Annotated in this window: 11 protein-coding genes; 3 read left to right on the top strand and 8 right to left on the bottom strand. The window is 69.5% G+C overall.

The genetic code is table 11. The features are described 5' to 3' along the window. Window positions 1–218: 218 nt before the first annotated feature. Window positions 219–845, top strand: a complete 627-nt coding sequence (locus tag K3769_RS29830) for a hypothetical protein (RefSeq protein WP_267029349.1) — start codon at window positions 219–221, stop codon at window positions 843–845. 218 nt (window positions 846–1,063) lie between these two features. Here K3769_RS29830 and K3769_RS29825 read toward each other — a convergent pair whose 3' ends face one another. The 3 genes from K3769_RS29825 to K3769_RS29815 all read right to left on the bottom strand — a co-directional run bounded on the left by K3769_RS29825 (window position 1,064) and on the right by K3769_RS29815 (window position 3,182). Next, window positions 1,064–1,693 (bottom strand): hypothetical protein, encoded by a 630-nt coding sequence (locus tag K3769_RS29825; RefSeq protein ID WP_267029348.1) that lies wholly within the window; start codon window positions 1,691–1,693, stop codon window positions 1,064–1,066. A gap of 68 nt (window positions 1,694–1,761) precedes the next feature. Beyond that, on the bottom strand, window positions 1,762–2,463 hold the full coding sequence (gene rnhB / locus K3769_RS29820; protein WP_267029347.1) for a ribonuclease HII: 702 nt from the start codon (window positions 2,461–2,463) through the stop codon (window positions 1,762–1,764). 95 nt (window positions 2,464–2,558) lie between these two features. After that, a complete protein-coding gene (locus tag K3769_RS29815; protein ID WP_267029346.1) occupies window positions 2,559–3,182 on the bottom strand; it encodes a TetR/AcrR family transcriptional regulator in 624 nt (207 codons plus the stop codon). Between the two features lie 207 nt (window positions 3,183–3,389). Here K3769_RS29815 and K3769_RS29810 point away from each other — a divergent pair, with 207 nt between their 5' ends. Beyond that, on the top strand, window positions 3,390–4,937 hold the full coding sequence (locus tag K3769_RS29810) for an MFS transporter (protein WP_267029345.1): 1,548 nt from the start codon (window positions 3,390–3,392) through the stop codon (window positions 4,935–4,937). A gap of 242 nt (window positions 4,938–5,179) precedes the next feature. On the opposite strand, the gene K3769_RS29805 is transcribed toward K3769_RS29810, so the two are convergent. The 4 genes from K3769_RS29805 to K3769_RS29790 all read right to left on the bottom strand — a co-directional run bounded on the left by K3769_RS29805 (window position 5,180) and on the right by K3769_RS29790 (window position 9,601). Next, window positions 5,180–6,664 (bottom strand): DUF4153 domain-containing protein, encoded by a 1,485-nt coding sequence (locus tag K3769_RS29805; RefSeq protein ID WP_267031605.1) that lies wholly within the window; start codon window positions 6,662–6,664, stop codon window positions 5,180–5,182. Window positions 6,665–7,186: 522 nt separating this feature from the next. Next, window positions 7,187–8,098 carry an ADP-ribosylglycohydrolase family protein gene (locus K3769_RS29800; protein WP_267029344.1) on the bottom strand — a complete coding sequence of 304 codons (912 nt, stop codon included), beginning with the start codon at window positions 8,096–8,098 and terminating at the stop codon, window positions 7,187–7,189. Between the two features lie 77 nt (window positions 8,099–8,175). Continuing rightward, window positions 8,176–8,835 (bottom strand): histidine phosphatase family protein, encoded by a 660-nt coding sequence (locus tag K3769_RS29795; RefSeq protein ID WP_267029343.1) that lies wholly within the window; start codon window positions 8,833–8,835, stop codon window positions 8,176–8,178. A gap of 160 nt (window positions 8,836–8,995) precedes the next feature. Beyond that, window positions 8,996–9,601: a YdbC family protein gene (locus K3769_RS29790; protein WP_267029342.1), complete on the bottom strand. Its 606-nt coding sequence runs from the start codon at window positions 9,599–9,601 to the stop codon at window positions 8,996–8,998. Window positions 9,602–9,754: 153 nt separating this feature from the next. On the opposite strand from K3769_RS29790, the gene K3769_RS29785 reads away from it, so the two are divergent. Beyond that, complete coding sequence (locus tag K3769_RS29785) at window positions 9,755–10,288, top strand: TerD family protein (protein ID WP_267029341.1); 534 nt, start codon at window positions 9,755–9,757, stop codon at window positions 10,286–10,288. Between the two features lie 160 nt (window positions 10,289–10,448). Here the strand turns inward: K3769_RS29785 and K3769_RS29780 are convergent, their stop codons facing one another. Further along, window positions 10,449–13,358, bottom strand: coding sequence for a vitamin B12-dependent ribonucleotide reductase (locus K3769_RS29780; protein ID WP_267029340.1), 2,910 nt, complete (start codon window positions 13,356–13,358; stop codon window positions 10,449–10,451). Between the last annotated feature and the right edge of the window lie 74 nt (window positions 13,359–13,432).

The following is a 13,432-nucleotide window of genomic DNA, read 5'->3' as shown; positions in this document are numbered from 1 at the left end:
CTGCGGTGCGGTGGTAAATACCGAGCAGGGATATAAGCAGCGGATCACCAGATAACGGTCGGTGGCCCCAATTGCTCGTTGCCGCAACCAAGTTCGACAGGAAGAATTGGCCTCGCGCCCCGCGTGGCCTCCTGAGGCCGCCCGTTCGGGCTGTGCCGCGGCGCGCTCCCCCAGTCCGACCTCGCCCGCTGTGTGGGCGCGTAGCCGAAGGGAGGACCGTGACCTTCGGATTCGCTCCGTCCTCGGCGGCATCGATGTCGACGGCCGCCACTTCCGCCCACCCACTGACCCGGATGCTCGAACCCGCCGAATGGGCCGCTGCGGGGATTCCGCTACTGCGTGATCCCCGGGAGGTCGTCAGCGGGCTGCACTCCCGACATCGGCCCGGCCCCACGACCGCGATCCTGGCGGTGCTCGATCCCGACGAGCGGCTGAGCGCGAGCGCGTCCTTCGTCAGGCGGCCGGCTCCGGCGGACGGCTGGATGTTCCGCAACGCGCTGCTCGCGCAGTTGCGCCGGGTCATCCCGCACGACCTGCGGCGCCGCACCCCGGTGCGTACCGCCGTGCTGCTCTACTGCCGTGACGGCGACGCCCGGTGGACGGAGGAGGACGGGGCCTGGATGTGGGGGCTGCGCGACGCCTGCACGTTGCACGGGCTGCGCTGCGGGGCGTACATCACGCTGACGCGTGACGGCTGGCAGGTACTCGGTGAGGGACGCGGCGGCCGTCGGCCCAACGCGGACTCACCGCCGGAGTCCCTGGAGTCGCTCGCGGCGGCCGAGTCCATACAGCCGCGCACCGGTGGATCCGCTTCGGAGGTCCTGCGCCGCGCGGCCGCGCGCTGAGCCGACGGCCGGCTTCGGCCGTCGGCACCGGCACCGGCACGACCGAACGCGACAGCCACTCTGATGACGTCACAGACGTCACACCGGTGGCGTCACGCCGGCACGTCCCCCGTACCGGCACACGTCGGACCGTCCTCTGTGCATGCTCCGCAGGCTCCGAGCGGATGCCACCGCGGTGGCATCCGAGCCGTGTGAAACCCCTGGAAGAGCGGGAGTTCTCAGACCCTCGTGCCCAGCACCGAGTTGATCTGCTGCGGGTCTCCGCAGACGATCAGCAGGGCGCCGGCTCGGCCGAGGGCCAGCGGCAGCGCGGTGGCAGCGGTGGCGTCGGGCCCGCCATTGACGGCGACAACGACCACGGGCCGGGACGCGGCACGACCGACAGCGGAGGCGTCGGCGTAGAACACGTCGTCTCCCGCGTCGTGCTGGGCCCAGTACGCGGCCTCGCCGAAGGAGAGCTCGTGCGCGGCCCACGGGTGGGGTTCGCCGGTGGTGACCACCAGCACCTCACCGGGGGCCCTGCCCGAGTCAAGGAGCAGGTCGACCGCTTCCTCGGCGGCGTCCAGCGCGCCCTCGGCCGAGGCCGGGATCAGCTGGATCGTCGGGGACGAGGCTGCGGGTGGGGCCGCCGGAGCGGCAGGCCCCGGCTTGGCCACGGCCGTGTCGCGCGGCGTGCGTTGCGCAGGCGGCATCGGCCGGACAGGACCCGGACGGCCTGGACGCGGCGGTGCCGCGGGACGGGGGCCGGGTACGGGGCGGGGGGTCGGCGCGGTCCGGCCGGTGGCCGGACTGACGCGGGGACCCTGGGCACTCTCGTGAATCTGAGGCTCCTCGGGAATGAGAGGCATGAGCTGATTTTTATCAAACGCCGGTGCGACCCGCGCAAGCGGGTGGCACATGAGTGCGAACGGAACTGTCAGAAGTCGAAGCCGAGTTGCCCTTCGATCTCCGGAACGGTTTCATCCGCCCAACTGCGGACCTTCTTGAGGTGCCGCCACTGGGGCAGCGCATCAAGATACGCCCACGACAGCCGGTGGTACGGGGTGGGGCCCCGCATCTCCAGTGCGGCCCGGTGAACCGGTGACGGATACCCGGCGTTGGCCGCAAAACCGAAGTCTGCATGGTCGACACCCAGTTCGGCCATCATTTTGTCGCGCTGGACCTTCGCGAGCACCGAGGCCGCCGCTACGGAGACGCAGGACTGGTCGCCCTTGATCACCGTGCGGACCCGCCATGGGAGGCCCAGGTAGTCGTGTTTCCCGTCGAGAATGACAGCGTCGGGACGTACCGGCAGCGCTTCGAGGGCGCGGCAGGCGGCCAGCCGCTGTGCGGCCGTCATCCCCAGCTGGTCGATCTCCTCCGGAGAAGCATGCCCGAGGGCGTACGACGTCACCCACTCCGCCAGTATCCCGGCGAGCGCTGTGCGCCTCTTGACGGTGAGGAGCTTGGAGTCGGTGAGGCCTTCGGGCGGGCGACGCAGGCCCGTGACCGCCGCGCAGACGGTGACCGGGCCGGCCCAGGCGCCGCGCCCCACCTCGTCGACACCGGCGATGACCTTGGCTCCGGTCGTGGCGCGCAGGGAGCGCTCGACGGCGTGGGTCGGTGGTTCGTACGGCATGACACGCTCAGCGTACGCCGCCCGCGACCCCACCCGACACCCGGTTCCCACGAGCGCCCCGCGCACCTCCGCCCGGAGCGACAGCGGAAGCCCGGTCAGGCACCTTCCGGGCGCAGCAGCGGGACCATGAGCTGGTCGATCATCTCCTCGATGTCCCGCTCGTGCCATTCGCTCGCGCACACCTTGGATCGGTACATCATCATCGCCGGAATGGCGTCGAGGACATAGGAGTTGGCCGCGTCCGGGCGGACCTCCCCCCGCTGGATCCCACGGTCGACGACCTCGCCGAGCAGGCGGATCGTCGGCTCCACGACCCCCGACAGGATCACGTCATGGAAACGCTGCGCCTGCGACGAGTCACATTCGTGAATCACCGAGCGCAGCGCGAAGCCGGGGCGCGAGAACATCGCCTCGCGCGCCCGGCGGCACAGTTCGAGCAGGTCGTCCCGCACGCTTCCCAGATCGGGCACGTTCATCAGCGACGGCAGTCCGGCCCGCAGCGCGTCCGCGACGAGGTCCTCCTTGGACGGCCAGCGGCGGTAGACCGCGGCCTTCCCCGTCTGGGCGCCTGCCGCGACACCCTCCATCGTGAGTCCGTTCCAGCCGACCGTGCTGAGCTGCTCCAGCGCGGCGTCGAGGATCGCGCGTTCGAGTACGGCGCCGCGTCTGCGCGGGGAGGCCGCCTGAGCGGGGACGGCCGTCCAACTCGAAGTAACCATGAGCCTGTCTCCATGTGAGCGGGCGAGGGACGCGCACGTTCGGGCACCTGCACGTACGCGCCGTACGGACCGGGGTCCGTGAGCGGGCGAGTGACATCAATCGGCGGCGAGTTCAGTGAACGCTTGCGTTCACTGTCGGGGACTCACTACCTTTTGACGCGACAGTGAACGCGAGCGTTCACTAACGCACTCGTGGGGGACTCAATAGTGACTACCTCTCCGTTGATCAAAGATCAGAAGCCGGGAGCGGCCCGCCGGGAAGGGCATCCCGGCATCGCGCTCACCGTCATCGCGGCCTGCCAACTCATGGTGGTACTCGACGCGACGATTGTGAACATCGCGCTCCCGCACATTCAAGGCGCCCTCAAGTTCTCCACCACGGATCTCACCTGGGTGGTCAGCGCCTACACACTCACGTTCGGCGGTCTGCTGCTGCTCGGCGGCCGGGCCGGTGACATCCTCGGGCGACGCCGGGTCTTCATGTCCGGCATCCTGCTCTTCACGGTCGCCTCGCTGCTCGGCGGACTCGCCCAGGAGCCCTGGCAACTGCTGGCGGCGCGCGCACTGCAGGGGGTGGGCGGCGCGATCGCCTCCCCCACGTCGTTGGCGCTGATCACGACGACTTTCCCCGAAGGGCCCGAGCGCAACAGGGCGTTCGGGGTGTTCGCCGCGGTCTCGGCGGGCGGTGGCGCGATCGGGCTGCTCGCCGGTGGCATGCTCACCGAATGGCTCGACTGGCGCTGGGTGCTCTTCGTCAACGTACCCATCGGTGTGCTGATCGCGGTGCTCACCCCGCTCTACATCAGCGAGTCCGAGCGGCACCCAGGGCGCTTCGACATCGCGGGCGCCCTGACCTCGACCCTCGGTATGGCCTCGCTCGTCTACGGCTTCATCCGGGCCGCGGAGGAGGGCTGGCGGGACAGTCTCACCATCGCGTCCTTCGGCACCGCGGTCATCCTCCTGGCGGCCTTCGCGCTGGTCGAGTCCCGGGCCAGGGAACCGATCACACCGCTGCGGATGTTCGCCGACCGCAACCGCTCGGGTACGTACGTGATCATGCTGAGCCTGGCCGCGGCGATGTTCGGCATGTTCTTCTTCATCGTTCTCTTCGTGCAGAACGTGCTGCGGTACACGCCGATCGAGGCCGGTCTGGCCTTCCTCCCCATCACGGTCGCGATCGTCACCGGTGCGGGGCTGTCGCAGCGGTTCCTGCCGGTGCTCGGCCCCAAACCGTTCATGGTGGTCGGCTCGACCCTCGTGGTGATCGGACTCGGCTGGCTGACCTTCATCGACCCCGAGAGCTCCTATGTCAGCGGTGTGCTCGGTCCGATGCTGCTGTTCGGCTTCGGCATGGGGCTGAACTTCGTGACGCTGACCCTGACCGCGGTCTCCGGAGTGGCCACCCACGAAGCGGGCGCCGCGTCGGGGCTGCTCAACGCGACGCAGCAGGTGGGCGGTTCGCTCGGCCTCTCCATCCTCACCACGGTCTTCGGTACGGCGAGCCGTGACGAGGCGGAGAAGCAGGTCGTGGACTTCATGGCCAACGCCTCGCCCGAACAGAAGGCGGAGTTCGCCACCACGCACCAGCTGCCCGCTCCCTGGAGTCATGAGGTGCTCGCCCACGGCATCTCCACGGCCTTCCTCCCGGCTGTCGCCATGGCCGTGCTGGCCCTTGCCGTCGCCACACTGGTGATCCGGGTCCGCAAGAGCGACCTGGAGGCGCTGTCGGGCACGGCGGGTGTCGCGGCGGGCTGACCGACCGCCGTCACGGACGCGATGCGCAGGCCGGGCCGCCGTACTGGAAACGGCGGACCGGCCTGCTTGGTTCCCACGCGGTCGACGCGGCGGCATCGGAGAGAAGCGAGGGCGCGCCACGAGGGGTGCAAAGGACTGCGAGGAGTGCGCGAAGGACTGCACGAGGAGTGCGCGAAGGACTGTGAGGGGTGCACGAAGGATCCGCGCGGGATACGCGCCCCGCGCGCCCCGCGCGCCCCGCCTCAGCGGTACGCCAGTTCCTGGCCCAGGCGGCCGCACACCCGCCAGTCGGCCTCGGGGGACGGCTTCCGCTCGTCGAGGATGTTCCGGGCGCGTGCCTCGCCCCAACTCGTGGCGTACCAGGGACGGGCATTCTCCCCCAGGTCCTCATCGATGGATTTCAGGGCACAGGAACGTAGCGGCTCATCAAGTTTGTCCAGAGCCGGTACGGCGTCGGCGGACAACCCGCGCGCGTAGTCGAGGTCGAACGTGCCGGTCCGCTCGTACCGCTCCACGTTGGTCTCGGCGATCAGCCCGTCGGGCGACACGATCCCGAAGACGAGCACTGTCGCGGCGGCGCCGGCCAGCACGGCGCGCGGCAGCCAGCGGGCTCCGAGGACGCCGGCCGCCATGATGAGCACGATGACCAGGCCGAGCCAGAGTTCGACGGTCACCACGGAAATCCTCAGCCGGGTCAGCCCGTACGCCTCCACGTACATGTCCATGCGCCGGACCGCCGAGGCCACGACCACCAGGGCGAGGGCACAGAGGGTGCCGAGGACCGCGCGTACCAGCGTCCGGTCGCGCGGGTCGCCCCGGGGCGCCCAGCGCAGGGCGAGGACGATGACGAGGAGGGTGAGGAGCGTGACCAGGAGCAACTGCCAGAAGCCCTGACGCGCGTACTCGGAGTACGTCTGGCCGGTCTTCTCCAGGACGGCGTCGTAGCCCCCGAGCAGGACGACCAGCTGGACGGCGTTGAAGACCGCGAAGAGCGCGACGAGCACGATCAGGGGCAACGTCCACTCGACTCGGCCACGGGCACGGCCCGCGGGCACCGCGACGCGGTCCCACCGAACGGGTGCCGCAGCCGTGTGCGCCGCCGCCAGAGCGCCGACCACGCCGATCACGAACAGGAGTGCGTGCCAGGGACCGCCGGAGACCGACGCGTCGGGTACGAGGTCCGCCAGGAGGTCGGCGAAAGCCGCGTCCGCGCCGGCGAAGAGGGCCCCGAAGACCACCAGCAGGACGGCGGCCACCACGATCGCGCGCAGCACCGGGCCCACGGTGCCGCGCGCCCCGCCGGTCCGCTCGCGCAGTCCGCGCCAGCCCCAGCCCGGACCGGTGACCAGCGAGGTGTAGAGGCCGATCGGGCCGAACAGCATCCCTGTCCAGGTACGGCCGCCGTGCAGGGCGAGCGAGCCCACCGCCAGAGCGGCGACGACGGCGAGGAACGACGGCCAGCCGGCGTCCCGCAGGGCCGGAACGATCAACAGCGCGAGTCCGCCACCGCCCCACACCAGCGTCCACGGGCGTAGCCGTCGGCCCGCTCTCCCTGGCGCGAAGTACACGCCGAGCGTGACCGGTATCGCCACCAGCAGGAGATTGAGCGCCAGACCCTCTCCGAGCAGGAGCATGCTGAGCAGTCCGGTGGCCAGTGCGGCCCAGAGAGTCGCGGTACGGACGGGCGCGGGCGTGCCCGGCTGGATGTCCGCGAACCAGGACTCCACCGCGGGGCCGCCGGCAGACCCGGCGGGCCCCGCAGACCCCGCTGACTCCCCCGACTCCACCGACTCTTCGATTGTCGACCCGCTCGGCTCGGCCGCCTCGGCCGCCTCGGCCGCCTCGGACGGTTTGTCGGACACAGGACCCCCTCCCCGACCGGTCCGGGCAGCACGCAGCGCACGGCTGCGGGGGAAGCGCGGGGACCGGTTTCTGTCGGCGCCGACGCTTGATGATCAACGATCGGCGTGCCGGAAAGAGTAACCGCGGGGTTATCCGGACAGCGGGCCAAGGCTTCTCTGTGGCAGGGCTGTGACAGGGATCGACACGTGGGACGAGTGAGAAGAGGGCACGCGCGCGTGGCCCATCACTTGAGCAGGCATCTCGCCGCCAACCAAAGACAGCCACCCTCAGACCCTGCCGAAGCGCCCCTCAAGCCCTGCCGAAGCCCTCCGCAAGCCACGCCGGACGGCCGCCCTGGGGTGCCCTGCCGCAGTCATCCTCAAGCCCTGACGGACGGCCCCCGCCCCCTAGACCCCATCCGCCCGTGGCAGCCATCCCGGCAGCGTCTCGGTGCGTTCCAGCCACTGTGCGGGAGGCGCCCCGGCCGTCCCGGCGGCCACCACGCCGCCGACGATGGCGCAGGTCGTATCCATGTCGCCGCCCACCTGGGCGGTGGCCCAGAACCCCGCTTCGTAGTCGCCGAGGGCCCGCGCCGCCGACCAGAGCGCGAACGGGACGGTGTCGTGCGCGGTCGTGCGTCGGCCGCAGCCGAGGACGGCGGCCACCGTGGTCGCGTCCCCGTAGTCGAGCATGTCCCGGGCGCGCCGCAGACCCGCCCTCACGGCGCTGCGCGGCACGAGAGCGATGACCGCGTCGAGCAGCGCGGCGGGCCCGGGCGGCCCTCCCGGCGCCGCGGCCAGCGCGGCGGCGGCCGCCACGGCCATGGCGCCGACCACCGCTTCGCGGTGCTGATGCGTGGGGTACGCCGAGATCTCCGCCTGATGGGTGGCCTGCTCCGGATCGTCGGCGTACCAGGCGCCCAGGGGGGCGATCCGCATCGCCGCGCCGTTGCCCCAGGAGCCCTGTCCCTTGAAGAGGGCCGAGGACAGTTCGCGCCAGTCGCCGCCCTCCCGGATCTGTCGCAGCAGCCGGTCCACCGCGGGCCCGTAGTCCCGGTCGGCGTCGTGGCGCTCGGCGAAGGAACGCGCCAGTTCGTCCTGGTCGATGCGGTGATGGGCGGCCAGAGTGGCCACTACGGAGGCGGCCATTTCCGTGTCGTCGGTCCAGCTCCAGGGGCCCGGCGGCAGTGCGCGGTCCTGGAGCAGCGGATAGTTCGCGGGCACGAAGAACTGTGAGCCCAGCGCGTCTCCGACCGCGAGACCGCGCAGGCTGGCCAGGGCGCGGTCGAGGCGCCCGGCGGAGGAGGAGTCAGCGGTCATCGCCCTGCCACTCTGGTTCGTCGCCGACGAATAACGGACAAAGAAATATAAAGTACAACAAATAAAAATGGCACCTGCTACCCGATGGCCCCGTACGACTCCGGATCGCGCCAGCGGTCGAAAGGACGGTCGATCGTGTAGCGGCCGTCCTCCCCGAGGACCAGCATCCGCATCTCCGCGTTCCCCGGGTTCGACAGCGACTCGAACTCGGCGACCGTCCAGTGGAACCAGCGCATGCAGAACAGCCGCATGGCCAGACCGTGCGTCACCAGCAGCACGTTGGGCGGGTGGTCGGGTGCCTCGAAACTGCGGAAGAGGCTCTCCAGGAAGTTGCCGACCCGGTCGTACACGTCGGCGCCGGACTCGCCCTGGGCGAAGCGGTAGAAGAAGTGCCCGTACGCGTCCCGATAGGCCTTCTGGAGACGAACGTCGTCCCGGTCCTGCCAGTTCCCCCAGTCCTGCTCGCGCAGCCTGGGCTCCTCGCGGACGCGGACCTGGCCGGGATCGAGATGGAAGGACCTGAAGGTCTCGTGCGTGCGGCGGTACGGGGAGACGTACACGCTCACCTGCTCGCGGCCGAAGACCTCCCTGAGCCGCTTGCCCGTCTCCTCCGCCTGTCGCCACCCCTTCTCGGTGAGTGCCAGAGCGTGGTCGGGTTCACGCTCGTAGACGGAGTCATCGGCATTGCCCACCGACTCGCCGTGCCGGACAAGAACGATGCGCCGTGGACGTGCCATACCGGCACCCTAGATCGGGTCACGCCCGATGGAGCACTCGTAAGGGCTTCATACGTCACAGGTCACACCGATCGCGGCCGTGGTGGGCGCCGTCGGGAAGCCGTGTCGGACGTCGTCAGGAGGCCGTGGCGGGGCTGTCAGGAAGCGTGGCGGGACGCCGTCAGACGGTCCAGGTCGGTTCCAGTTGGACGATGTCCCCCGTGAGCGCGACGACGTCCGCCTCTATCTGGGCCCGCAGGGCGAGCCGCTCCACCCGCTCGGCGCGGTACTTGCCGTGTTCGGCGGCGGACTTCCACATCGACAGGACCAGGAACTCGTTGCCGGGCGCCTCGCCGAACAGGCCCCGCACCATGCCGGGCGAGCCGGCCATCGCCGGGTTCCAGACCTTCTCCTGCATCAGCGCGAAGTGCTCGGCGCGCTCCTCGTGCACACGACAGTGCGCCACCCGCACCAGATCGGCCTCCGTGAAACGCGGCTCGAAGCCGGTCTTCACATCGAAGCGGTGGTCGAAGAGTGTGGCGTACTGGTCCTTGAAGGTGCCCGACTGGGACGCGGCCAGCCGGTCATGGGAGCGCGCCATGAAGGAGTCGTAGAAGGCACGGCTCTCCCAGAAGGCGAAAACGTGGGCGACCCCGGGCCTGCCCCGGCTCCAGCCCCCGCCCTGCCCCCGGAATCCCGGCTCCCCCAGAAGTCCCGCCCATTTTCGCTGTCCCCGTTCGAAACCGCGGCGGTCCACCACGGTGCAGCGAATCCACTTGACCAGCACGGCGCCATCGTAAGGCCCAGGAACGTGGCGTCGGTCACGGTCGGGTGCACTGCATCCGCGCAAGCGCCCCCGTGTGCGTGGCACGATGGGCAACACGCCTCACCTGCCAGGCAGTTGAGGCGGCCGACACAGGGGCACCAGGAGGGATGTGCGGTGAACGGCCTGAACAAGGGCATCAGCAAGGTCGAGGTCTCGGTGAAGTGGGACCCCAGTCCCCCCGGCGAACCGGCCATCGATCTCGACATCGTCGCCGCCACCTATCTCTCGACCGGAACGCACGAGAACCCCGACTACGTAGTGCACTTCGGCAGCCGTTCCCCGGACGGCACCATCTACCTCAACCGGGACAGCAAGGACGGCAAGGGCTTCGGCTGGGACGAGGTGATGACCCTGGAGCTGAGCCGTCTCAACAAGCGCTACGCGCGCGTGATGGTCGGCGTCGCCATACAGCAGGGCGGCGGACGGCGCACGTTCGTCGGCGTCGCCAACCCGGCCCTGCGGATCCGTGAGGGCTACACCGTCCTGTCCGAGGACGACTTCGGCGGCGTCCTCGGGTCCACGGCCACGACGGTCGCGGAGTTCGTACGTGACGACTCCGGAGAGTGGACCTTCCGTCCCGCCGTTCGCGGCTTCGACGCGGATCCGGCGACCTTCGCGACGATCATGGGCAACGCCGACGCGACCTGAGGACCTCCGGCTCGCACGCACGCGCCGAAGGGCCGACGATCCGCGGACACGCCCAAGGGGCGAAGATCCGCGGACGCGCCGAAGGGCGGCACAGCTTGTCGCTGTGCCGCCCCTTCGGCGTACGGGTCCGGCCGGACCCACGTCCGGCCGGCGCCCTGGATCAGCTGCAGCCGCTCGTCGAGCCGCAGCCCTCGCAGATGTAGCAGGAACCGGCACGCTGCATCTTCGTACCGCAGGAGAAGCACAGGGGGGCGTCCGCCTGGATGCCCAACTGCATCTCCACCAGTTCGGCACTGGTGTGGGCCTGCTGCGGAGCGGGCTTGACCGCTTCGACCTCGGCCTTGGGGGTGATGACGGCCTTCAGTTCCTGCGCGCGGGGCGCGGACTGGGCAAGCCCCTCGACATCGACGTCGACCTCTTCCTCGCTCGACTCGTACGAGCCCGTCTCCAGGTGGCGCTGACGCTCGTCGGCCGAGTGGATGCCGAGGGCGGAACGCGTCTCGAAGGGCAGGAAGTCGAGCGCCAGGCGGCGGAAGATGTAGTCGACGATCGACTGCGCCATCCGCACGTCCGGGTCGTCCGTCATACCGGCCGGCTCGAAGCGCATGTTCGTGAACTTGGAGACGTACGTCTCCAGGGGCACGCCGTACTGCAGGCCCACGGAGACGGCGATCGAGAAGGCGTCCATCATGCCCGCGAGGGTGGAGCCCTGCTTCGACATCTTCAGGAAGACCTCGCCGAGACCGTCGTCCGGGTAGGAGTTGGCGGTCATGTACCCCTCGGCGCCGCCGACCGTGAAGGACGTGGTGATGCCGGGACGGCCCTTGGGCAGGCGCTTGCGGACCGGGCGGTACTCGACGACCTTCTCGACCGCGGTACGGATGGTGTCCTCGGCCTTGGCCGTGACAGCGTCCGTGACGGTCTTCTCCTTCTCCTTGGTCTTCGCGGAGAGGGGCTGGCCGACCTTGCAGTTGTCGCGGTAGATCGCGAGCGCCTTGACGCCCATCTTCCACGCCTCGAAGTAGACCTCTTCGACGTCCTCGACGGTCGCCGTCTCCGGCAGGTTGACCGTCTTGGAGAGCGCGCCGGAGATCCACGGCTGGATCGCGGCCATCATGCGGACGTGGCCCATCGCGGAGATGGAACGCTCGCCCATGGCGCAGTCGAAGACCTCGTAGTGCTCGGTCTTCAGACCCGGGGCGTCGATCACATTGCCGTGCTCGGCGATGTGGGCGACGACCGCCTCGATCTGCTCCTCCTGGTAACCCAGGCGGCGCAGGGCCTGCGGGACGGTGCCGTTGACGATCTGCATCGAGCCGCCGCCGACCAGCTTCTTGAACTTGACCAGGGCGAGGTCGGGCTCAAGGCCGGTGGTGTCGCAGGACATCGCGAGACCGATGGTGCCGGTCGGGGCGATGACCGAGGCCTGCGCGTTGCGGAAGCCGTTCTTCTCGCCGAGGCGCAGGACGTCCTGCCAGGACTCCGTCGCGGCGGCCCAGATCGGCGTGTCCAGGTCGTCCACGCGGGGAGCCACGGCGTTGGCGTCGGAGTGCTGCTTCATGACGCGCTGGTGCGGCTGCGCGTTGCGGGCGTAGCCGTCGTACGGGCCGACGACCGCGGCGAGCTCGGCGGACCGCTTGTACGAGGTGCCGGTCATCAGCGAGGTGATGGCGCCGGCCAGGGACCGGCCGCCGTCGGAGTCGTACGCGTGTCCGGTCGCCATCAGCAGGGCGCCGAGGTTGGCGTAGCCGATGCCCAGCTGACGGAAGGCGCGGGTGTTGTCGCCGATCTTCTGCGTCGGGAAGTCCGCGAAGCAGATCGAGATGTCCATCGCCGTGATGACGAGCTCGACGACCTTCGAGAAGCGCTCGACGTCGAAGGACTGGCGGCCCTTGCCGTCGTCCTTCAGGAACTTCATGAGGTTCAGCGAGGCGAGGTTGCAGGACGTGTTGTCCAGGTGCATGTACTCGCTGCACGGGTTCGAGCCGTTGATGCGGCCGGACTCCGGGCACGTGTGCCAGCGGTTGATCGTGTCGTCGTACTGGATGCCCGGGTCGGCGCAGGCCCAGGCCGCCTCCGCCATCTTGCGGAAGAGGTCCTTGGCGTCGACCTCCTCGATGACCTCGCCGGTCATGCGGGAGGTGAGGCCGAACTTCTCGCCGTTCTCGACGGCCTTCATGAACGTGTCGTTCACGCGGACCGAGTTGTTGGCGTTCTGGTACTGGACGGACGTGATGTCGTCGCCGCCCAGGTCCATGTCGAAGCCCGCGTCGCGCAGGGCGCGGATCTTCTCCTCTTCCTTGACCTTGGTCTGGATGAAGTCCTCGATGTCGGGGTGGTCGACGTCCAGGATGACCATCTTGGCGGCACGGCGCGTGGCGCCGCCCGACTTGATCGTTCCGGCGGAGGCGTCGGCACCGCGCATGAAGGAGACGGGACCCGAGGCGTTGCCGCCCGAGGAGAGCAGCTCCTTGGAGGAGCGGATCCGGGAGAGGTTCAGGCCGGCGCCGGAGCCGCCCTTGAAGATCATGCCCTCTTCCTTGTACCAGTCGAGGATCGACTCCATGGAGTCGTCGACGGCCAGGATGAAGCAGGCGGAGACCTGCTGCGGCTGGGGCGTGCCGACGTTGAACCACACCGGCGAGTTGAAGCTGAAGATCTGGTGCAGGAGGGCGTACGCCAGCTCGTGCTCGAAGATCTCGGCGTCGGCGGGCGACGCGAAGTACTTGTAGTCCTCGCCGGCCTTCCGATACGTCTTCACGATGCGGTCGATGAGCTGCTTGAGGCTCACCTCGCGCTGCGGAGTACCCACGGCACCCCGGAAGTACTTGCTGGTGACGATGTTGACCGCGTTCAACGACCAGAAGTCGGGGAACTCGACGCCACGCTGCTCGAAGTTGACCGAGCCGTCGCGCCAATTGGTCATGACGACGTCACGGCGCTCCCAGGACACCTCGTCGTACGGGTGCACGCCCGGGGTGGTGTGAATGCGCTCGATGCGCAGTCCCTTGGTGGCCTTGGTGCCCTTCGCGCGGGAACCTCGTGCCGGACCGCTCGCCGTCTCTGTCATGCCGCCTCCCTGTATCAGGCTAAAACGCCCTGAAGTGCCTCGTTCTTCCCGGGGCACGGTCTGTGTTCTGGTAT

It is taken from the genome of Streptomyces ortus, from assembly GCF_026341275.1.
Taxonomy (GTDB): Bacteria; Actinomycetota; Actinomycetes; order Streptomycetales; family Streptomycetaceae; genus Streptomyces; species Streptomyces ortus.
The sequence above is the reverse complement of the archived record's forward strand: the minus strand, read 5'-3'. Positions and strand labels throughout refer to the sequence as shown.